The sequence below is a fragment of the Pseudoalteromonas sp. L23 genome (assembly GCF_021728455.1).
Taxonomy (GTDB): domain Bacteria; phylum Pseudomonadota; class Gammaproteobacteria; order Enterobacterales; family Alteromonadaceae; genus Pseudoalteromonas.
This window is the reverse complement of sequence record NZ_JAKKCW010000005.1, coordinates 103867-124718: the sequence shown is the minus strand read 5'-3', so window position 1 is coordinate 124718 and position 20852 is coordinate 103867. Positions and strand designations below refer to the sequence as shown.

Annotated in this window: 18 protein-coding genes; 8 read left to right on the top strand and 10 right to left on the bottom strand. The window is 42.5% G+C overall.

The window, feature by feature from the left end:
* Nucleotides 1-126 precede the first annotated feature (126 nt).
* Complete coding sequence (locus tag L3V43_RS10680) at nucleotides 127-1698, top strand: cation:proton antiporter family protein (protein WP_237116558.1); 1572 nt, start codon at nucleotides 127-129, stop codon at nucleotides 1696-1698.
* Nucleotides 1699-1974: 276 nt separating this feature from the next.
* Nucleotides 1975-2262: a hypothetical protein gene (locus L3V43_RS10675; RefSeq protein ID WP_088530338.1), complete on the top strand. Its 288-nt coding sequence runs from the start codon at nucleotides 1975-1977 to the stop codon at nucleotides 2260-2262.
* A gap of 149 nt (nucleotides 2263-2411) precedes the next feature.
* On the opposite strand, the gene L3V43_RS10670 is transcribed toward L3V43_RS10675, so the two are convergent.
* The 6 genes from L3V43_RS10670 to ilvY all read right to left on the bottom strand — a co-directional run bounded on the left by L3V43_RS10670 (nucleotide 2412) and on the right by ilvY (nucleotide 10855).
* Nucleotides 2412-3398, bottom strand: a complete 987-nt coding sequence (locus L3V43_RS10670; protein WP_237116559.1) for a sterol desaturase family protein — start codon at nucleotides 3396-3398, stop codon at nucleotides 2412-2414.
* A 117-nt stretch (nucleotides 3399-3515) separates the two neighbouring features.
* On the bottom strand, nucleotides 3516-5723 hold the full coding sequence (locus tag L3V43_RS10665; RefSeq protein WP_237116560.1) for a TonB-dependent receptor: 2208 nt from the start codon (nucleotides 5721-5723) through the stop codon (nucleotides 3516-3518).
* A complete protein-coding gene (locus L3V43_RS10660; protein WP_237116561.1) occupies nucleotides 5716-6984 on the bottom strand; it encodes an imelysin family protein in 1269 nt (422 codons plus the stop codon). Before L3V43_RS10660 ends, L3V43_RS10665 begins: the two co-directional genes overlap by 8 nt.
* 82 nt (nucleotides 6985-7066) lie before the next feature.
* Nucleotides 7067-8893 (bottom strand): Ig-like domain-containing protein, encoded by a 1827-nt coding sequence (locus L3V43_RS10655; protein WP_237116562.1) that lies wholly within the window; start codon nucleotides 8891-8893, stop codon nucleotides 7067-7069.
* Nucleotides 8894-9202: 309 nt separating this feature from the next.
* Nucleotides 9203-9898: a response regulator transcription factor gene (locus L3V43_RS10650; RefSeq protein WP_010373828.1), complete on the bottom strand. Its 696-nt coding sequence runs from the start codon at nucleotides 9896-9898 to the stop codon at nucleotides 9203-9205.
* Nucleotides 9899-9961: 63 nt separating this feature from the next.
* Nucleotides 9962-10855, bottom strand: coding sequence for an HTH-type transcriptional activator IlvY (ilvY, locus tag L3V43_RS10645; protein ID WP_010605095.1), 894 nt, complete (start codon nucleotides 10853-10855; stop codon nucleotides 9962-9964).
* A gap of 105 nt (nucleotides 10856-10960) precedes the next feature.
* Here ilvY and ilvC point away from each other — a divergent pair, with 105 nt between their 5' ends.
* The 4 genes from ilvC to L3V43_RS10625 all read left to right on the top strand — a co-directional run bounded on the left by ilvC (nucleotide 10961) and on the right by L3V43_RS10625 (nucleotide 16944).
* Nucleotides 10961-12433, top strand: coding sequence for a ketol-acid reductoisomerase (gene ilvC / locus L3V43_RS10640; RefSeq protein ID WP_039497351.1), 1473 nt, complete (start codon nucleotides 10961-10963; stop codon nucleotides 12431-12433).
* Between the two features lie 270 nt (nucleotides 12434-12703).
* Nucleotides 12704-14605 carry a methyl-accepting chemotaxis protein gene (locus tag L3V43_RS10635; RefSeq protein WP_102057017.1) on the top strand — a complete coding sequence of 634 codons (1902 nt, stop codon included), beginning with the start codon at nucleotides 12704-12706 and terminating at the stop codon, nucleotides 14603-14605.
* A 195-nt stretch (nucleotides 14606-14800) separates the two neighbouring features.
* On the top strand, nucleotides 14801-16000 hold the full coding sequence (locus L3V43_RS10630) for a tetratricopeptide repeat protein (RefSeq protein WP_237116563.1): 1200 nt from the start codon (nucleotides 14801-14803) through the stop codon (nucleotides 15998-16000).
* 8 nt (nucleotides 16001-16008) lie between these two features.
* Nucleotides 16009-16944, top strand: a complete 936-nt coding sequence (locus L3V43_RS10625; protein WP_237116564.1) for a M20/M25/M40 family metallo-hydrolase — start codon at nucleotides 16009-16011, stop codon at nucleotides 16942-16944.
* On the opposite strand, the gene L3V43_RS10620 is transcribed toward L3V43_RS10625, so the two are convergent.
* Complete coding sequence (locus L3V43_RS10620) at nucleotides 16872-17204, bottom strand: GIY-YIG nuclease family protein (protein WP_237116605.1); 333 nt, start codon at nucleotides 17202-17204, stop codon at nucleotides 16872-16874. The genes L3V43_RS10625 and L3V43_RS10620 overlap by 73 nt on opposite strands.
* A 181-nt stretch (nucleotides 17205-17385) precedes the next feature.
* Between L3V43_RS10620 and bamE the strand changes: the two genes are divergently transcribed.
* Nucleotides 17386-17745: an outer membrane protein assembly factor BamE gene (gene bamE / locus L3V43_RS10615; protein WP_010605101.1), complete on the top strand. Its 360-nt coding sequence runs from the start codon at nucleotides 17386-17388 to the stop codon at nucleotides 17743-17745.
* Between the two features lie 305 nt (nucleotides 17746-18050).
* Here the strand turns inward: bamE and L3V43_RS10610 are convergent, their stop codons facing one another.
* The gene (locus tag L3V43_RS10610) at nucleotides 18051-18386 is read right to left on the bottom strand and encodes an RnfH family protein (protein ID WP_102057020.1); all 336 of its coding nucleotides are present in this window, start codon (nucleotides 18384-18386) and stop codon (nucleotides 18051-18053) included.
* Nucleotides 18386-18820, bottom strand: coding sequence for a type II toxin-antitoxin system RatA family toxin (locus tag L3V43_RS10605; RefSeq protein ID WP_102057021.1), 435 nt, complete (start codon nucleotides 18818-18820; stop codon nucleotides 18386-18388). The genes L3V43_RS10610 and L3V43_RS10605 overlap by 1 nt, the downstream gene beginning before the upstream one ends.
* A 141-nt stretch (nucleotides 18821-18961) precedes the next feature.
* Between L3V43_RS10605 and smpB the strand changes: the two genes are divergently transcribed.
* On the top strand, nucleotides 18962-19444 hold the full coding sequence (smpB, locus tag L3V43_RS10600) for an SsrA-binding protein SmpB (RefSeq protein WP_010379116.1): 483 nt from the start codon (nucleotides 18962-18964) through the stop codon (nucleotides 19442-19444).
* Nucleotides 19445-19526: 82 nt separating this feature from the next.
* Here smpB and fabB read toward each other — a convergent pair whose 3' ends face one another.
* A complete protein-coding gene (fabB, locus tag L3V43_RS10595) occupies nucleotides 19527-20741 on the bottom strand; it encodes a beta-ketoacyl-ACP synthase I (protein ID WP_010379118.1) in 1215 nt (404 codons plus the stop codon).
* Between the last annotated feature and the right edge of the window lie 111 nt (nucleotides 20742-20852).

Genomic DNA, 20852 nt, shown 5'->3' with positions numbered 1-20852 from the left:
CTCCTGTCCGGTATGTCCTTACCTGCATCATAACCATATTTTTTCCAACTTGTCAGCGAAAATTTATAATTTATATATCAGGAGGTTTTGGTACACTGCTCATATCTTGGATAAAAATTTAAAGTTATGGAACTGCTCTATTTTGCTGTCGCATTTGCATGCGGATTTTCTGTTTATCAATTAAAGCTTCCTCCTTTGATTGGTTTTTTGATGGCGGGCTTTGTCTTAAATCTACTTGGCCATAAAACCACAGATTTACTTACTCAACTTGCAGATCTTGGTGTAACGCTGCTGCTTTTTAGCATAGGTTTAAAATTACGAGTTGGTAACCTGATAAAGCCTCAGGTTTGGGCGCCTGCGAGTATGCACATTATTACCAGTACGGCGTTTTTCGCTAGCCTGTTGTTGATGCTAGGGGCGATGAGCCTACCTTTATTTACTGATCTAGACTGGCAAAGCGCTTTATTGGTTGGTTTTGCATTTAGCTTTTCCAGTACCGTTTTTGCGGTAAAAGTGCTGGAAGAACGTGGTGAAATGGCAAGTCTTCACGGTAAAATCTCAATCGGTATTTTGGTTATGCAAGATATCTTTGCGGTTATCTTTCTCGCCGTCAGTACGGGCAAAGTACCCAATATTTGGGCACTGGCACTGCTTGTGGTGCTACCGCTTGTACGTCCAGCTATGTTTTGGGTATTAAGCCGCTCAAAGCATGGTGAGCTACTCCCTCTTTTTGGCTTCTTTTTTGCGTTAGTCGCAGGTTATCATGCCTTTGAATTTGCGGGCCTAAAAGGTGATCTCGGTGCGCTGATCATGGGTATGATTTTCGCCCCACATAAAAAAGCCGGTGAGTTATCAAAATCACTATTGAATGTAAAAGACATCTTGCTTGTTGGTTTTTTCTTGAATATTGGTCTGAATGCCACGATTACACTGGACGCACTTTTAATAGCGATTCTACTGGTAATTGTTCTACCGATTAAAGTCTCACTTTATTATCTCTTCACCAATATGTTCAAATTGCGTGCTCGTACATCGCTATTGAGCGCTTTCACACTCACTAACTATAGCGAGTTTGGTCTTATCGTGTGTGCCGTTGCATCTGCTTCTGGTGCGGTTGCTCCTGACTGGCTAGCAGTAGTTGCTATTGCTGTTTCTATTACTTTTGTGATCGCGTCTCCGCTCAACAAACGCTCGAACGAGGTCTACGTTAAATTAGAGCCTTGGTTATTAAAGCTTGAGAACCAAGACCGTTTAGAAGAAGAGCTTCCGGTAAATCTTACCGACACCAAGATCGTTATATTTGGTATGGGAAGGATTGGAACGGGTGCTTACGAAACAATACAGGCCAGCTTCCCAGATACCGTTGCTGGTGTAGATATTAAGCCTGAAGTAGTTGAAAAACATGTTTCCCGAGGGCGCAGGGTATTAACTGCTGACGCAACCGACCCTGATTTTTGGCAGCGTGTAAATCATTCTGAAGTAGAAATGGTTATGCTCGCGATGCCAAAACATATGCAGAATATTTATGCACTCGAGCAGCTCAAAGCATCAGGCTACAACGGCCAAGTTACCGCCATTGCAAACTACCCAGATCAACAGAAAGAATTAGAAGAAATGGGTGTGAATTCTACCTACAACTTCTATTTAGAAGCGGGTAGTGGCTTTGCAGAACACGTAAAAGAGAAATTATTTACTTAAATTAGTATTGGTTCTCAGTATCATAATTGGTACTGAGAACTATTTTCATATTCAGATCATCGTGTTACATCTAGACGTCCATCTTATTATTTCATTCCACTCATTATTCGATTTACAAAGCTTTACATCCAAGATGGTAATTTGCCCTCACTTCAGAGTAAACTGATCACATCGGACATGGCGTAAGTATCTATTTTATGAACAAAAAATTGATACCAAATGCCTTTTGAACATCGTGTCACTGGATTGTGAACAAGCTATACCTTTGGGGGTTTTATGATTAAGAATAAATCTAATGGTCAATTTTCTGCAGTAGTGGATGACGTCAAGGCTGCGCCTTTTTCAGACCTCCAAGAAAGGCTGGATGCAATTCAGGACGGTGGTATGACAGCGTTGGCAATTCGCAATATCCTATTTCATAAAATGCTCGATATGCATTCCGTACCAAACGATCACTATTTAAGGGATGAAGAAACCCCGAACCGGTTGGACGATCCAAAACTAATTGAAAAGTTAAATGAACTAGGCTTTTTCCGCAGCAAGCCTTCATCACAACTACACTAGTAAAGATTTAGGGAGCCTACTCTCCCACATAGGCTGACAATGCCCGTCGTCAGCCTATTTTCCCCTTCCAAGCACGAGCTTCACCTTTGAAAAACTCTCCCATACCGAAATTAATTCATTGCAAATATGTAGTTCTGAATAGTGAAGATCTAGTCACCCTGAGATGATTTAAGTGGTGGGTTACTTTTTTTCTTCGGTAATAAGGTTTTCCAAGCCTGCTCAAATGGCTTCAAATAAATCGCGGTCAGTGAATCATGCCCTGCATCATATTGTCCGACTCCAATGGTAATTTTACCCGCACTCGAGGCCTTAATCAGCGAGCCATACATACGGTCCCAAATGGCTAGCGCTGAACCTAAATTGGTATCAAAATGGAAAGGATTGTCACTGTGATGCACTTGGTGTTGTGCCGGACTAATAAACCAATTCTCTAACTTATCACCCCAACTCAGCCAGATATGTGAATGCCTTAAATTGGCCCCAAAGATATTAAATAAAAAGACAAACGCATTCGCACCAAGAATATCGTACATGCTCAAACTACTGCCAAATACGTAATACCCTATTCCGACTACTATCCCCTGAGTTAATGCCATACGACAGGCGTACAGGTAGCTTTCAACGGGATGTGAGCGATAAATGGTAAAGGGAGTCAGGACTTTTGCAGAATGGTGTACCTTGTGAAACTCCCAAAAGAATGGGATTTTATGTAGGATCAGGTGCAGCAAGAACCGAGTGAAGTCATCGACTATAAATAAAAATAACGTAAATAGTCCAATCACCAGCCATTCTGGCGCTTCAAGATGTAACGCTGGACCAAAAAGCGCTTCAAGCCCACCTGATAACCCCAACGCCACCGGTACCATAGTCAACACGATAGGCGTGAACGTCGCCGCCTTTATCAATCGATTTGTGACCAATAAACAGTAATCGAGCTTGGCGCTTTTGCACCACCACACTTGCTTGGGAAACAGAAACTTTAAAAAACCTTTTCCAGAGCGCGCTTTTTCTGTGGCGATATAAACAGGAACAGCCATCAAAATGGCACTAAACAAGTATGGCAAATACACTCTTTTATTGGCATCGAACAAGTAGCCTGGGAGTTCAGTAATGCTTTGCCATAGTTGCTCTAACATAGTCATTTCCATCAAAAAGAAATAATGAATTCACATATCTTTGGAACAGCTCCATAGCTCTAGCGACAAGCCGCCATGAAGCTGCGGCTCTTACTCAAGAGCCGCATAGACAATCAGTTAAAACTGGTATTTATAACCTAAACTAAATTGTCTTGGTTTGCCTGGGCGCGCGCCATACGGACGACGACTAACAATTTCTGCTTCATCGAACAAGTTGTCGATTTTAGCATAGACTTGACCATACTGACCTAGCTCGTAACTTGCGGATACATCAACGATCGTTGTGCTGGGCACCTTTGCGCCTTCAAGGACAAGCTCAAAGTCTTCAGTGCTTCTACCAGCAGCTTCGCTCATCTCACTGATGTATTTGATGGCTACGTTAACTTTCCAATCACTTGCTGCAAGGCCGATGTTAAAAGTGGCTTGATGAGATGGTAAATACGGAAGCTCATCACCATTTTTAATATAACCCCATTGTGCGAACGTTGTCGCACGCTCATTCTGGAATTCACCTTTCGTATAGGTGTAGGTGAGACTATAAGGGATATCCAGTTGAAGGTTCAAAGGGTAACGTTGTGCAAACTGCATTTCGAGACCGTAAACATCCACCTCACCGCCACTGAATTGCTGATCTTGTTGGTCATTGACACCACAGTTAGACTGACCACAGCTTTCGTTCAGATTCTCATAATCGTTGAAAAAGCTCACAATCTCAAACTGCGTCACACCATCATTAAAGCGCCCACCAAATTCGTAGTTAACACTCTTCTCAAGCTCTATATCCGGATCTTGTTGGGGTGAAGAAGGCACAAAACCTTGGTGCACACCAAATAAAAGACCGGCATCATCAGAAAGCTGATAGAAACCACTTAGGCTAGGTAGCCAAATACGGGTGGTTTTATCAATCCAAACATCGGCATCTTTATTATCTTGGTAAGACATGTCCATCAGCTCGCCACGAAGACCAAGGCCCAAAGTCAACGCATCAAGTTGTACTTTATCTTCTAGATATACCGACCACGCTTTAGTATTTTCAGTATTCAGCGAGGTAAACTGCTTTGAACCCTCTAGCAACACAGGTGAACCACCTTCCATTGCATATGCTTGCTCAAAATGTTTGCGCTCAATTTCATCTTCATGAAAACGCACGCCAACAGCAATATCATGGGTTAAGTTAAACAGGCTAAAGCTCGTATTGGCATCGACTTGAAGACCTTGTGAGAAATACTCACGGTCATTAGTCCCCATATTCAAAAAGATATTTGAACCTGCAACGACAGAGTCCCGTGCCCCTGTGATCACAGCGTACTCATTTGCGAAAGCCTCTGGGTTTGCCATGATTTTTGAAAGGGATGGTCCACTTTTACTACCTAGACTATTAAGCTTAAGCCAAGCTCGCTCATAGTCATTACGGTACAGCCTTGTCGTAACGTTAAAGTCTTTGCCATCAAGTACATGGGATAACATTACCTGAGTGTGCTTGGTATCCATCTCTGCAGGCTGAGACGCTGCGTATCGACGATACGGATTTTCAGCAAAATCTGCATCCGTTAAACCAAGGTAAGTTTCATCGGACAACTCGTCGGCATAGCTGAGCTTTAAGCCAAACGTATGGTTTAGCTCGCCTTGTGAAAGTTTATAATTAAACTTGGCTAAGATATCGTTCTTCTCAAACCCCGTATCACCACCGCCATCAAGCTCTTTAAAACCATCAGCTTGTAGATTTACCGCTTCGAATAAGAAGCCAACATTATTTACTACTGAACCGTAGTAACCGTGTGCTTTGGAATAACCGTCACTGCCAGCCGCAACATCAATACCGCCTTCTGTAAACTCTGGCACTTGGCGAGTCACTAAGTTAAGCGCACCAGCAACTGTTTGCGGACCATGCTTGATAGCCGCTGGTCCTTTAAATACCTCAACCGCAGTCATACGAGTCGTAACCGGGAAATAATAAGCAGCCGGCGCAGAATAAGGAGCTGGGCCAATAAGCACACCGTCTTCCATTATGGTGATTTTTTTGCTTCGCTCAGGTGTTACACCACGAAAACCAATGTTTGGTCGCAAGCCATAACCATCTTCTTCACGAATGTTAACACCTGGTACATTGGAAAGAATACGGTGAATATCATCGTATTCGTATTCTGCCAACTGCGCTTCTGACAACAAGGTTGCAGAACCGGCTTCTTTTCGCAATTTATCATGATGGCTGATAATAGAGATATGCTCAATATCTTGATTGTCATCCGCTGCTTGCGCTTGAGGTAGTGCAAAAATTACCGCTACCGCTAATAAAGATTTCTTCATGTTCATGCGCTTAGTCATTGTCACCTGCCGAAGTTTGTGGAAGTTCTAGGGCGAGCTTTTCGATAAACTCAGTCTTTAAATCATCCGTCACTTTTTTAACGTCTGTATGCGTTTGCGTCACTTGCTCTGTAGAACCTGCAAGCTCAGCTTTAAGGCTCGCATTCATTGCAAGCAGTGTAGCTTCTGCCTCCGCTAGCCCTGCAAGCATGCGCTCTTTTACATCACTACCATTCTCAGCATCTAAAAAGTCGTCAAAGCCCAATGTATTCTCAGCATCTTGGCCATTACCAGTAAAGATGTTTCTAAATGCTCTGATATTAGCAAGTAAATTCTCTTTAGAATGTTCTGCAATTGGCGACTCCACCGCTTCAGGGCAAGCCTCTAAACCACACGCATTCGGAAAACCTAGGCCTAACGGCGTCGCTATTTTGCCGTCTTTTAGCTCTTCGGTCATGTAAAATAGCGCCTTTGATATTTCATTAAGTGCTAAATGAGGCGTGTCAAACGGCGAGCCTGGTTGTCCTGCATTAACAAGTTTAGCTGCGTAGCCATTTTCTCCAGTCCACTGAGACAGGAGTATATTACTCTGTGCTTCAATGTCTTTAGCCACTTCCGTCGCAAACTCACAACGCGCAACCGCTCTTTCCTGAGTTGAACGGCTATTCCATGGTGCCAACGCATCATTCACTGACGAGCAGTTGTGGTCAAGATTGGCATTGAATAGAAGGTGCTCTAAGGCAGTTAAGCCTTTGCGGTTTGCAGTACGCTCAGAGATATTATAAGGATTGCTAGCATTACCATTAATGACGCCATCTTCAAAATACACTACATCCAAGTCGATATCACATAAAGAGCCTGTAGCGGGCCAAACATAAATATTATTTTTAAGCTCTTTACTATTGGCAGTAAGTGGACCCATTTGCATCAATTCAACATACTGCCACCCCACCATTGCGCTGCGCCAACTTTGTTGAGCGTTTTGCTTTAACGCGGCGGTATTTTCAGCCAGCGCTTTTTCAGCACTACAATAACTCGCAACTTCAAGTTGTTGTGTTACAGCAAGTTCATTGAATTGCTCAATTGCAGGGGTAAGCACATTATTCACAAGGTTACTTACCAAGGCCGCTTCATCAAATTGCGTGGGTAGCGTTGGGTTATCCGTTCCAGAGTTATTATCTTTCACTCCAGGTCCTTGGCTACTTGAAGTACTTTCACCACAACCCGACAATACCAAAGCCACAGCGACGGCAGCAGCACTTAAACGTTTAGATACTCTCATTTGCGTTCTCTATTATCTATATACAACAAAAGGTTAGCAGAGTTAACGGCTAACCTTTTAACGTTATAAACGAAAATTTAGATTACCAGTTGGCAACATTCTCAGCATCGAAACCATATGCATTGGCAATGATTTCTCGCGCTTCCAATAAAGCAGTCTTATAAGCTTCCACTTTATCTGCCGCGAATTCAGGCTTGTCACCCATCAGGTTATGGATTTCAGCAAAAGCAGTATCTGAGACAGGAGAAAACGGATTAAACTGGAAGTTTAACGCGAAACCTTTCATTTCTGACCAGTGTTTTGCTACCGCATAGAATTGATCGGCATCAAAATCACCTGATGCAATATCGTCTAAATCGCCGTCATCATGTGAGATTGTATCATTGATATAATGCACAACGGTTGCAGCGATAGACTTTTCCCATGCTAGCAACGCTTGATTACGCAATGTTTCTAAGCGTGCTTTGTCCTCGTCTGACCACTGCGCAACATTAGTACCAATATTAGCGTTGATAAGTTTACGCGCTTCAATAAACGCTAATTGTGCTTCAGCGCTGAAGTCCGTTGGGTTAGCGTTAGATTTAGTACCACGGTCACGTTTTGCTGCATTAGTTGAGTTACCAAAGTTAAATTCAGATAGTAGATCGATTTTGCCGTCATTATCTAAGTCATGATAACCACTGGCATAAGCTTCACGTCCACCCTTGCCCGCAATTTCATCATCTGAATAATCTAAATAATCAATTGCTGCACCAAAATAGCCATAACCTTCATCAAACTTGTGCTCAAGCTCTGTATAACTTTTACCTTCAGCTAGCGCTGAGTTGTCTGCCGATTTTGCTCCGATAAGTAGATCATCAAGGTAATCGTCCGCAGCCTGAGACAATGATACGGCACCATTTAGATGTTTTTGCACCAATTGAGCCAAATCTAAGCCTTCAGGCGTAACATACAATTTATTCAGCGTTACTGATGTGCCATTATGCTCCGCTTTGATAGCCGAACCATTTTCAAATTGGGTAAGCTGGGCTTTCAATAGCTCTAAATAATGTAAAACTAGGCCTTCAGGGGTTTTTGATTGTGTACCGAAATCAGTCCAACCAACCATGATCCCATCCTCTTCCCAAGCTTTATGCATATTAGAGGTATCACGCCCGGCTATTTTACCACCTTCACCAGCGACGTTTTTAAGCGAGCTTGAAATATCTCCTAACGTGGTTTGTGCTGCGTTTGCGGCAACAGCGAAATCAAGGGTTTCATCCAAGACCACTGTGTCTGTCGGCATCAAGAACATTTTGATCTCTGCAATTGCTGCTTCAGCCGTTTTTTGGCCAGAGGCGTTACCTACAGTTTCATTATTAAGCTTACCCATTAGGCTCTTAATATGAACCATAGCTGCGTGACGTGCGATTTGGCCAGAATAAGAAACTGAAGATTCGCCTTGTGTGTTATTAAAGGCATAGCGGTTTACACCCGCTTTGTTTTCTTCAGCAATTTGTTGAACAGCAATTTCAGCTTCAACTTCTGTTTTTTCGCCTTTGCTGTCAGTTGCCGTGATAGTTACCGATACTTTACCGCCTTCAACCTGTTCGAAGTTTAGTGCGTTTGCAGCTTTGAGCTTAACCGCACCGTCAACAATTTCAAAACGGTTGTCAGAGATGGTTAGTGTCAATGCACTTACTTCATCGCTATCGTCAGAAAAAGAGATATTTGCAACCGCAGCACCAAGCGTATCCTCAGATACTGATGCACTGTCTACGGTAATAGTAGGTGCAGCATTGGTGGCTGGAGGTGGTGTTGTGTTGTTATCATCGTTGTCATTTGAGTTGCTGCTAGAGCCACCACATGCGGTGAGGCCTAAAGTTGCAGCGAGAATAGCAGTCGTTAACAGAGACTTTTTAAGTGCCATTGAATTGTTCCTTTGAGACTAATTATGTTTATATTTTCATAACTAGGCGTAAAGTATACACACACCTAAATAGCAATCAATATTATTTGCATTGTATAAATAACAATTTTTTTAAAAGTGCTACGTAACAGCTAACTATTCCAGCGCTATCACTTGTGAAAGAGAATACGGATACTCCATATAAAACAAAGGGATAACATCATAAAAATGACGTTATCCCTTTGTCTCAGAAACCTGTTTCACAAATTTCTCCGAATTGAGCATTCGAAAAATTCGAAGTATCTTTGCGTTAAATCAAATTGTTACTTTTTAGTTCCAAACATCGGTAACAAATAAGTAACCTTGACGCCAAATCGTTTTGATCTTCTCTGGACGACTCGGATTATCGTGTAGCTTTTTACGCAAGCGAGAGATGCGGACGTCTATTGTTCGCGTATCTGGGCGATAGTATTTGCCAAGGATCTGCTCGTATACAAAGTCACGTTTCACTACTTTGCCGCCATTGCTCGCAAGTAACCATAGCAACTCAAACTCATGGGTTGTGAGGTCAATACGCTCCTGCCCATAACTCACACGTCTGGTATTCTTGTCGATATGCAGCTGCCCAAAGGTTAATTGCTCAGGCTCATCGTCAAACTGCGAGTTTGCAGCTTGCCTTCTTAACACTGCATCGAGTCGAGCTCGCCATAGTCTAGGCTTTGCATCTTTGGAAATAACTTCGTCAGCACCGAGCTCTAAAAACAGGCTGTGAACATCCTCGTCATCGCTGTCAAGACTGACGATCACGGGAGCTTTAAATCTTTGTCTAAATTGGCTGATTGAATCGCAGGTTGGTACGGATGCGATAGCTTGATCAAGCACGATACCGTTAATAGATTTCCCTGAAAAACCGTTCAATTGACCTAATTCCCTCAACAACTCAACAGTGTAGCCTTGCTCTTCAAGCATTTTTTGTTGTGATGTCAATATATTGTTATTGCTTTGTGCAACCAAGATAGTGGACACGGACGCACCTCATTCATTCAACATGGATGAACACAGTGTAGTCACGCAACCTGAATGGATGCTTTACAGCGTAAACAATCCTTTTGCCGTATCCCAAAGTGCTTTAACAACTGGGTCATATAACCGTTTATTCTTAGTTACAAGTCCAATTTCAATTTCATCCGATCTAAGCTGCAAAAGCTGAACTTGATTCTTAAATGGACTTTGACTAATTACTATCTCGGGGACACACGCAATACCAAACCCTAAACTCGCAAGCGCAACCATAGCTTCATGGCCCGAAACATGCGCATAAACTTTAGGAACAAAATTGTGTTTTTTGCAAAAGTTATCAATTCGATCTTTTAACACACCTTGCTCTGGCATAATAAAAGACAGCCTCTGCCACGGCATTTCACTATGACTGTATTCATCAATAATAGACTTAAGCGGACAGTCCATCGTTGGACCAATGAACACCAATCTCGAACGGCCTATTGGCAAATACTCTATACCGTTCGGTAGATGTTTTGGCTTCACCGCGACCGCAACATCTTCCTTACCACTAGCCACTTCTGCTATTGAATGCGCGGGATCACCAGTAATAAGATTTAACTCTACTTGCGGGTACAGATGGCGAAACTTGGAAAAAAGATCATAAATAAAACTGTAAGTCGCGGTCACTGAACAAAATAAACTCAACTCACCGGTCAAAGGCTTATCATCGTCAACACATTCGCTCTTAAACTGCCGCCAGCTTGCCAACGTCGCTTGCGCGTAATGAACAAACGCTTTGCCTTGCTGAGTCAGCTCAACGGTGCGATTATCTCGTAGGAATAAAGGCGCGCCAACTTCCTCTTCTAACTGTTTGATTTGACGACTTAATGTCGGAGGACTTACAAAACAGCGCTCACTCGCTCGGGAAAAGTGCAGCGTATCTGCAAGTGCCAAAAAATATTTAAGTTGTTTGTGATTCATAGTATTTCACCTTTTGAAACACTATAGTTCAAATATATCATTTTACGCAATCAAAAGTTCGCCCTACTCTGACTTCAATCTATTTCTACAGAATCAGGAAATATCATGTCGAATTACTTTAATACTTTATCTTTACGTGAGCAATTAGCTCAGCTTTCTCAATGTGAATTCATGGATCCAAAAGAATTCGAACAAGGTGTCGACGTTCTGATTGGTAAAAAACTGGTCATTGTTGGTTGCGGTGCACAAGGCTTGAACCAAGGTCTAAACTTAAGAGATTCTGGCTTGAACGTCAGTTACGCACTACGTCCTTCAGCAATTGAAGAAAAACGTCAATCGTTTCTTAATGCATCTGAAAACGGCTTTATTGTTGGCACTTATGAAGAACTCATTCCTGAAGCGGATTTGGTCCTAAACTTAACGCCTGACAAGCAACATACTTCAGTTGTAAACGCAGTAATGCCGTTAATGAAAAAAGGCGCAACACTTGCTTATTCTCACGGCTTTAATATTGTCGAAGAAGGTATGCAAGTGCGTGAAGACATCACCGTAATCATGGTTGCACCAAAATGTCCTGGTACAGAAGTACGTGAAGAGTACAAGCGCGGCTTTGGTGTACCTACGCTGATTGCAGTTCACCCTGAAAACGACCCTGAGGGTAAAGGTCTCGCGCAAGCTAAGGCATATGCGGCGGGAACCGGTGGTCATCGTGCTGGCGTATTGCAGTCATCATTTATTGCTGAGGTAAAATCAGATCTAATGGGTGAGCAAACCATCCTATGTGGTATGTTGCAAACTGGTTCACTTCTATGCTTTGACAAAATGGTAGAAGAAGGCATTGAACCTGGATATGCATCAAAGCTTGTACAATATGGCTGGGAGATCATCACCGAAGCACTAAAACACGGTGGTATCACCAATATGATGGACAGACTGTCTAACCCCGCCAAGTTACGCGCATTTGAACTGAGCGAGCAATTAAAAGACATCATGCGCCCACTTTACAACAAGCATATGGACGACATCATCAGTGGTGAATTTTCAGAAGGTATGATGGCTGATTGGGCTGAAAACGACAATAAATTGCTTACATGGCGTGCAGAAACCGCACAAACCGCGTTTGAAAAGCAAGCGAATACGGATGCTGAAATTTCAGAGCAGACTTTCTTCGACCAAGGTATTCTAATGGTTGCTATGGTTAAAGCCGGTGTAGAGCTGGCGTTCGAAACCATGACAGCGGCTGGCATTATTGATGAATCAGCTTACTACGAATCACTACACGAAACGCCGCTAATCGCGAATACCATTGCGCGCAAAAAGCTGTTCGAGATGAATCGTACTATTTCAGACACCGCAGAATATGGTTGTTACCTGTATAATCACGCATGCCTACCACTATTGAAGCCATTTATGGAATCAATCACAAAACGTGAGATTGGTGAAGGTTTGTTAGACAGTGACAATTACGCTGACAATCAAAAGCTCATCGCTGTAAACCGTGCGATCCGTAACCATCCGGTAGAAAAAATAGGTGAAATCCTTCGCGGTTACATGTCAGATATGAAAAAGATTGTTTAGTAAGTAGAAATAAATTTGCATCAATAATATAGCAAACTAGTTCGCTTGTTAGTAACCAAGGCCACTTTCCACCCTGAGATTGTGGCCTTTTATCTCTGTTTCTCAACATAACCTCCCATTTAACTCAAATACAGTTAACACTAAATACTGAGATTAACTTTATTTTATAAACCAAAATTATTTTTTTGTGACTTGGATTGTTACTTGTTCCGAGCTGGTTATTTACTATGCTAGAATAATCGGTTCCACGGGATTACACACACAAATCGAATGCAAAACACAGGTTTAACAATTACTCAAAGAATTACCCTTCTGGGTAGTCTCATTGCGATTGCTGTCGCTTGTTTAATCGGGTTTACCTCGCTTTACAGCGCCAAAACGCTCATTAATGAACGCATGATGCAATCTGAATTGCCAAGCAAGATAGAAAGTATCAATAAATCATTAAGCAAGCAGATAGACACGTTGAAAAATGCAGCCGAGCAGCTTTCAAGCAATTTATTAATCACCCAAAGTGCCAAGCAAAATACTTTGGATGAAAAACTTCTTGTCAACGAACTCAAACGTATTGCGGCGCAGTATGACTTAGTTACGGCTTCTTGGGCTAACCGCGAAACCAATCAATATTGGAATCAAAATGGCTTTCTGCGAGTACTAAATAGAGAGCAAGATGGTTGGTTTTTCGGCTTTACCACTAGCGGCTCGCCATACTCTATTAGTATCTATCAAGAAGCGCCGGGCGATGTAAAAATGTTTGTAAACCATCAACAACTAAGCGGTGTTGGTTTAGCTGGACTTGCGAAAAGTATTGATGATATGCAGGCGATGCTTGCTAATATGAAAATCGAGCAAAGTGGCTTTGTTTTCGTCATTAATAGGCAAGGTACGGTGCAATTGCACCCAGATGCAAGCAAAGTCGCAAAGTCCTCAATTGAAGACTTTTACGGCCAGCACAGTCGCGATTTTACCTCCACACGTGGATTTGTCGTTAAAGAGTTGGAAGTGGGTGGCGAAACCAATTTAGTTGCAGCGAGCCCAATTCCAAACACAGATTTGCTTGTTATTGCCCAAGTGCCAACCAGTGAAATCAATAGTGGGATCACTTCTTTGCAGTGGCAAATCATTGGTTTTTCGATAGTGATTGCGCTAGTGGCGAGCTTTTTTAGTATGCTACTGGCTAAGAACTTAAGCGCGCCACTTAAAAAGATGGCTGATTTATTTGAACAGCTTGGTAGCGGCGACGCAAAACTCAATTATCGTTTACCAGACTCAGCACAACCTGAACTTCATGCTTTGGCTGGCGGCTTCAACCAGTTTATGGCTAAGATCGAAGAAGCTATCCACATGGTTGCGGAAGAGAGCCGTTCAATTCGCGTGACGAGCGAAGCCGTGTTTAAACAGAGCCAGCAAAACTCTCAGTCTCTGGATGAACAAAAGTCTCAAACCATGTCTGTTGCCGCGGCAATCAATGAAATGGGTGCGACAGTACAAGAGATAGCGAGCAGCGCGACCAACACGGCAAAATTGACAGAAGAAAGTAAAGCGTCAACCAAGCGCAGCCGTCAAGGTGTGCAAGAAAGCCAAGAAACACTTCACTTGCTTGCAGGTGACATCGAAAATATGGCAGGTCAAGTCGCTACGTTGGCCGATAAAACCCAGTCAATTGCCAATATCGTTGATGTGATCAGAGGCATATCTGAACAAACCAACTTGCTTGCACTCAATGCTGCGATTGAGTCTGCGCGAGCGGGTGAGCACGGTCGTGGGTTTGCCGTTGTTGCAGATGAGGTGAGAGCACTTGCGAGTCGTACATCACAATCTACCGACGAGATCCAAGCAACGATATCTGAATTAACTCAGGTGTCTGGCGCTGTCGTAAACCAAATCCAACAATCCAGTGAACAAGCAGAGCAAAGTGTTCAAACGATGCAATCGTCAGTGGAGTTAATGTTGGAAATCTCGGAAACCGCAAATCAAATAAATGACATGACCGCGCTTATCGCAACAGCGACAGAAGAGCAAAGTAATGTCGTTGCGGACGTCGGCCGCAACATCGAGCAAATTAGCGAAATTAGCGATGCCGTGATGAACGAGCAACTTGACACGGAACAAGCAATTCAGCGTCTTGCTGCATCAGCAAAAGCGCTTGATGATCTCGTCGCGAGCTTTTAACCTCTGCTCAACTCTAAAGTAAGCCTGCATGTTTCCTTGTAGGCTTACCCTTTCAAATTGTCTCTTTGTTACATGGTGTAACAATCACACCGCGCAAATTTTGCAATTATGGTCTAAATTCAGTAATAGTAAGGGCCAAAGGTAAGCAATTAAGCCATAACTAAAAGTCAGCCGAATGCCCAATCTGGAGGTTGTATGAAGATAGTAATTCAGTTCTCTATTATTGTGCTTAGTGTTTTGCTTAGTGCCTGTAATAGCACTCCCAAAGCGACGATTGATAGATCAATTCTTAATGCAAATCACCAATTTACTGTTCACAAAGTTGAGTCGTATTCTGACGTCTTTCAACTCAATAACCAAATTCGCATTAAATTAGAACAATACTTTCACAACGGAGAGATAGGCCTTAAACGTGCTAAAATGCTGATGAGATTTTTGGTAAGTAGTGGAGATGATTCACTTTCTTACCTTTCAGGTGCAAATTTAACTGCAAATCAAGCATTTAATAATATGAACGCGAACTGCTTGTCCTTGTCTATACTAACTCACGCTATTGCTAAGCAGCTAGGCTTACGCAGCCAATTTCAACAAGTACACATACCTGAATATTGGGATGAGAGCCAAGGCTATAGCCTGCTAACAGGCCACGTCAACATCAAAATTTTTGAAGTAGATAACACACAGGACTCAGTTAAAACTTTATATGTTAAACCAACTGCGGTCACTGTTGATTTTGATCCTAATAGCCGCTCTCAACACTTTAGTACTTCACCAATTAGTACAAATACTATCTTATCTATGTTCTATAACAACAAAGGAGCAATGGAAATGATTAGTGGTAACTTAGATATGGCATATAGCTACTACAAGGCAGCCGTAGAAAGCGATCCCTATCATGACGGCGCCTGGGGGAACCTCGGTATTTTATACCGTATAACAAACCAGTACGACCTCGCCGAGCGAGCCTATAATCAGGCCATTGCCATTAACCACGATAATCGAAATGCACTAAGTAACCTTGCTAAACTCTACCACCTGACGGAACGAGATCATGAAGCTAGCATTATTGAAGCAAATATCCATAATTTGAGAAAAAGCAACCCTTATTACATGTTGGTATTAGGGAACGAAGCCTTTAAACAAGGAGAGTTAAATCGCGCTAAGCATTTTTATCAAAAAGCTTATCAACTTGATCGTAACGTTCATGGTAGCTACTTTGGGCTGGCAAAAGTTGCCTATGAGCAAGGCGATAGAAAAAAAGCAGAGTATTACCTCAACAAGGCATACAAAGCATCTGTCTTCGAACACGACAAAGCGCGCTACGAAGGCAAACTGGCCTTATTGAGAGGAGTTGCTAGTAACCAATTGAATTTAACAGACAACGATGAGAGATAACAATAATAATGAAGAAATGTTCTTTCAAGCTAATCGGCATGATGCTGGCCGCGATATGTACCACGAATGTATTGGCTCAGTCGCGACATCAAGGTATTGCTAATGTTGATAATATATTGGTGCAAGATTTACAAGCTCTCACAAGTGCTCGTCACCAAGGCCGTAAAAGTGGTGCTCAATCGCCTAACATCAGTGCCCAATATATTTTTGCTGCTTTTGAGCAATTAGGTGGAAACCCGATCTATCAGCACTTTACCTTTAGAGCAGGTATTTTTAGTAAGGACGCAGGTCACAATGTCACGGCGATTTTACCTTGCACTCAACCTCGATGTGATAAGGCCATCGTTATCAGCGCGCATTACGACCATTTAGGAACCACAGGACAAAGACATTATCCAGGTGCCAATGATAATGCATCTGGCACTGCTGCAATGTTGCACATTGCGAGGCAACTTAGTAAAACAAATCGCGCTCGCGATATATTGTTTGTCGCAACCGATGCAGAAGAGCGCGGCTTACATGGAGCGAAACATTATGCCAAGCACCTTAAACGAGAAGTTGAGCTCAATATCAACCTTGATATGTTAGGAATCAATAACAACAACCGCTTATTTGCATTGTTTTCACCGGGTTTTAAGGAATATAAATCTGAGCTCCAGAACAAGGCGCAATCTTCAGTAAAATTGACCATAGTATCGTCACAACGACAAATTGAGCGTTATATAAATAACCCAAGAGTTGATTGGCACAAAGCAAGCGATCACTACGCCTTTTATCGCCAAGGGATCCCCTATATTTATTTTGGTATGGGTGAAGATAAACATCATCACACCACCAAGGATACACTAGAGAATATGGATCTAAATAAGTATCAGGCAGGGGTTAACCTCATCAATGACTTTATTTTGTCATTAACTCGTTCACCTTTTGACTCTACCAGCTGAATTTTTTGTGCTTTTGTCAGCTGCTTAACATGCCACTCAAGTTTTGCAGCTTGAGATTTAGTACCTACAGCACATTGAAATTTTAACGTTAAGGGCCCTTTACCTTTTAAGTTTTTTGCCCCTTTCCCTGCTTGGTGCTGCTCTATGCGCCGCTCTACATTGGTTGTTATTCCTGTGTACCAATGACCAAAGCGCGTTTCTAGGATATATAAGCTCCAAATAGCTTGGTGATCCGTTTTATCGGGCTCGCTAAGTAACATTTTTCCTAGCACTAACAGGCTCTCCTCAAAATCTTATCAATGACTTCTACCACACATGGCAGCTCTTGCAACTTATCTGCGAACTTTTTACACTTAGTGTAGTCCAATTCCGCTAAGAGACTTTACCTTCTCTGTGCAATCGGTATCATGCAAATAACTGATAATAAGGATACACAATTTCATGCTGTCTAATAAAACCCTTTCTGTTTGGCTCAGTGCTGTAGTTATGACGGTGTTTATGTCTGGCTGTTCAAGCTGGATTTATCGCATCAACGTGCCACAAGGTAATTTCTTAGAGCAGTCAGATGTAGATAAACTTCGCGTCCAAATGACCAGAGAACAAGTGCTATATGTACTAGGTACACCACTTGCCAAAGACACTTTTAACAACAATATCTGGCATTATCAGTACGTATTTAATATTGATAGAGACTCAGAGGTCAGAAAGTCATTTAGCGTTTATTTCGAAAATGACAAACTAGTTCGCGTGAGCGGCGACTTCGAAGAGCCGGAAGAATTTAACACCCCTTTAGACTCGTAAAGTCAAAGGGCACACATTGTTTCGTAGTCAAAGGGGAAAGGTATTTCCCCTTTTTTAATTAGCCTGAGGTTTGGATAAGGAATGAGCTAACTCATTGTTTTTAATACCACATTAAATTATACCCTTATCTAGCCAGAGAGTTTTAGGGATAACACCGCTTCCGCGTCCTGCTCTCGCTAAGGTACCTACATCCTGTAGGCAAGGCGAATTTACGCACCAATAGTTGGCTATTGGAAGTGAATTCAACGCAGTTAGCGCTAAAACTGGCTGCTAGAAAGGCATTAACTATCCGAAGTTCAGGTTAATTATTCCTTATCTCCTAAAGAGACAGGTCGCCCACCGGTAACTTTGCTTGCACGGCCCTCTTCTTTTGCTTTTTCCGCACGGCGTCTGCGCGCCTCTTTTGGGTCTGCGATTAATGGACGATAGATCTCTATTCTGTCACCGTCACTCACTACTTGATGTAATTTTACTGTGCGATTCCAGATCCCAAGCGTCAAGTCATTCGCATCTATCTCTGGGCATCTTTCTAATATCCCTGACTGTAGTACCGCTTGCTCAGCTGACGTCCCCTCAGGCACATCAACCGACAATGACGTCGCGCTGTCAGGCAATGCAAATACCACTTCAACCTTTATCATCATCTCGCTCCGTAAACAATTTTGGCTCGCTGGGTAAACGCAGATACCATATTCTTGGCCACTTCATTGAATAGCTTGCCAAACGCCATCTCAATTAATTTGCTCGCAAATTCAAACTCTAACTTTAAACTCACCTTACAAGCCTGTTCATCAAGCGCGGTAAACTCCCAGTAGCCGTTTAAAGACTTAAATGGCCCATCAACTAAACACATTTTTACTCGGTTGCCGTCAAATTCATTTTTTGTGGTAAACCACTTTTTTAGGCCGGCTTTCGAAATTTCTAGACTCGCGGTCATCCCTTGATCATCATTGCTGATAACTTTTGCATCTGAGCAATGCGGTAGAAATGCGGGATAAGCGTCAACATCATTGACCAATTCAAACATTTCCTTGGTGCTATACATCACCAAAGCACTTTTTTCTATCTGTGGCATAGACACTCCAAATCTTAATACAAGGATTTTACCAAGGTTTTGCAGATTTATCTTGTTTGCAGCCACTGACTAAGTAAAAATACGTCACATTAATGAAAAAGCGCTGTCTTAAAACAGGATTTATAGGTAGACTAAGCCATTATGGCAAAGAAAAATTCAAGTAAATCAAATAGCAATACCATAGCGCTAAATAAAAAAGCGCGTCATGAGTATTCACTACATGAAAAGTTCGAAGCAGGTATCGAATTACAAGGCTGGGAAGTAAAAAGTATCCGCGCCGGTAAAGTCAATATCTCAGATACTTACATCCATATCAAAAACGGCGAAGCCTATTTGTTGGCCAGTCAAATTCAACCGTTAAATAGTGCTTCTACACATGTGATATGTGATCCGCTTCGTTATCGTAAACTGTTACTAAATAAACGTGAAATCTCACGTCTTATCGGTGCAACCGAGCGTGATGGTTATTCTCTGATAGCCACAGCAATGTACTGGAAAAAGTGCTGGGTAAAACTCGAGTTCTATCTTGCGAAGGGTAAAAAGCAACACGATAAACGTGCTGATATTAAAGACCGTGATTGGTCACGTGATAAAGAACGTTTGATGAAACACAATGTACGTTAATTTATTTTAATATACGAACAGAACGAAAAAAGCAGGCTTAGCCTGCTTTTTTGTGTTTGATATCAAGTTAAGTGTAAAGCGCTTAACCTTTGTACTTTTGCATCACAAGTGTTGCGTTAGTACCACCAAAGCCAAAGCTGTTTGACATTACAGTATTAAGCGGTCCATCACGGCGCTCTGTGACAATGTCTAAACCTTGTGCTTGTTCGTCCAATTCATCAATGTTAATTGATGGTGCAATAAAGTCATTATCTAGCATCAGCAAAGAGTAAATCGCTTCATGCACACCAGCCGCACCGAGTGCGTGGCCTGTCATTGCTTTAGTTGCACTAATAGCCGGAGAATTATCGCCAAACAACTCTTGAATAGCACCTAACTCTTTCACGTCACCAACTGGTGTTGAGGTACCGTGCGTGTTTAGGTAGTCAATCGGTGCATCAAGACCTTGCATCGCTTGTTTCATACAACGTACAGCGCCTTCACCTGATGGTGCTACCATATCGTAACCATCTGATGTTGCACCATAACCAACGATTTCAGCATAAATGTGCGCGCCGCGAGCAAGTGCGTGTTCTAGCTCTTCAACTACCACAATACCGCCACCGCCAGAGATGACGAAACCATCACGATTTGCATCGTACGTACGTGATGCGCGCTCAGGCGTTTCATTGTACTTGGTTGACAACGCACCCATGGCATCGAATTCCATCGCCAATGTCCAGTGTAGCTCTTCACCACCACCAGCAAAGATAACATCTTGTTTGCCTAGTTGAATCTGTTCAACAGCATTGCCAATACAGTGTGCTGATGTTGCACATGCAGAGCTGATTGAGTAGTTCACACCTTTAATTTTAAACGGTGTTGCCAAACACGCAGAAGTCGTGCTTGCCATGGTGCGTGGAACCATATAAGGCCCTACACGCTTTACGCCTTTTTCGCGCAGAATATCAGCTGCTTCAACTTGGTACTTAGACGAACCACCACCAGAACCTACGATAAGGCCTGTGCGTTCGTTTGATACTTGCTCTTCTGATAGCCCTGAATCTTCAATTGCTTGCGCCATCGAGATATAGGAAAACGCTGCCGCGTCCCCCATAAAGCGATGTGCCTTACGGTCAACGAGAGATTTTACGTCGATATCTATTTTACCAGACACTTGGCTACGTAGGTTGTAGTCTGCAAATTCTTGGTTAAAAGCAATACCGCTCTTACCTGCTTTTAATGACTCTAAAACTTCTTGCTTGTTGTTGCCGATGCTCGAAACAACACCGATCCCCGTAATAACGGCTCTTCTCATGGGTTTATTCCCTTCGATATTACAAATTATGCGTAGTATACGCTGAATTTTAGCGCCAAGTGGTCAGCTTTCCAGCGTACACATGTACTCTGAACCTAAATAACTAAAAAT

What these genes read in the sequence shown, in the direction of transcription:
- L3V43_RS10680 (WP_237116558.1), top strand. Translation starts at nt 127, where the DNA reads ATGGAACTGCTCTATTTTGCTGTCGCATTTGCATGCGGATTTTCTGTT.
- ilvC (WP_039497351.1), top strand. Translation starts at nt 10,961, where the DNA reads ATGTCGAATTACTTTAATACTTTATCTTTACGTGAGCAATTAGCTCAG.
- smpB (WP_010379116.1), top strand. Translation starts at nt 18,962, where the DNA reads ATGGCAAAGAAAAATTCAAGTAAATCAAATAGCAATACCATAGCGCTA.
- bamE (WP_010605101.1), top strand. Translation starts at nt 17,386, where the DNA reads ATGCTGTCTAATAAAACCCTTTCTGTTTGGCTCAGTGCTGTAGTTATG.
- L3V43_RS10630 (WP_237116563.1), top strand. Translation starts at nt 14,801, where the DNA reads ATGAAGATAGTAATTCAGTTCTCTATTATTGTGCTTAGTGTTTTGCTT.
- L3V43_RS10635 (WP_102057017.1), top strand. Translation starts at nt 12,704, where the DNA reads ATGCAAAACACAGGTTTAACAATTACTCAAAGAATTACCCTTCTGGGT.
- L3V43_RS10610 (WP_102057020.1), bottom strand. Translation starts at nt 18,386, where the DNA reads ATGATAAAGGTTGAAGTGGTATTTGCATTGCCTGACAGCGCGACGTCA.
- L3V43_RS10660 (WP_237116561.1), bottom strand. Translation starts at nt 6,984, where the DNA reads ATGAGAGTATCTAAACGTTTAAGTGCTGCTGCCGTCGCTGTGGCTTTG.
- L3V43_RS10665 (WP_237116560.1), bottom strand. Translation starts at nt 5,723, where the DNA reads ATGACTAAGCGCATGAACATGAAGAAATCTTTATTAGCGGTAGCGGTA.
- L3V43_RS10625 (WP_237116564.1), top strand. Translation starts at nt 16,009, where the DNA reads ATGAAGAAATGTTCTTTCAAGCTAATCGGCATGATGCTGGCCGCGATA.
- ilvY (WP_010605095.1), bottom strand. Translation starts at nt 10,855, where the DNA reads ATGAATCACAAACAACTTAAATATTTTTTGGCACTTGCAGATACGCTG.
- L3V43_RS10675 (WP_088530338.1), top strand. Translation starts at nt 1,975, where the DNA reads ATGATTAAGAATAAATCTAATGGTCAATTTTCTGCAGTAGTGGATGAC.
- L3V43_RS10670 (WP_237116559.1), bottom strand. Translation starts at nt 3,398, where the DNA reads ATGTTAGAGCAACTATGGCAAAGCATTACTGAACTCCCAGGCTACTTG.
- L3V43_RS10605 (WP_102057021.1), bottom strand. Translation starts at nt 18,820, where the DNA reads ATGCCACAGATAGAAAAAAGTGCTTTGGTGATGTATAGCACCAAGGAA.
- fabB (WP_010379118.1), bottom strand. Translation starts at nt 20,741, where the DNA reads ATGAGAAGAGCCGTTATTACGGGGATCGGTGTTGTTTCGAGCATCGGC.
- L3V43_RS10655 (WP_237116562.1), bottom strand. Translation starts at nt 8,893, where the DNA reads ATGGCACTTAAAAAGTCTCTGTTAACGACTGCTATTCTCGCTGCAACT.
- L3V43_RS10620 (WP_237116605.1), bottom strand. Translation starts at nt 17,204, where the DNA reads ATGTTACTTAGCGAGCCCGATAAAACGGATCACCAAGCTATTTGGAGC.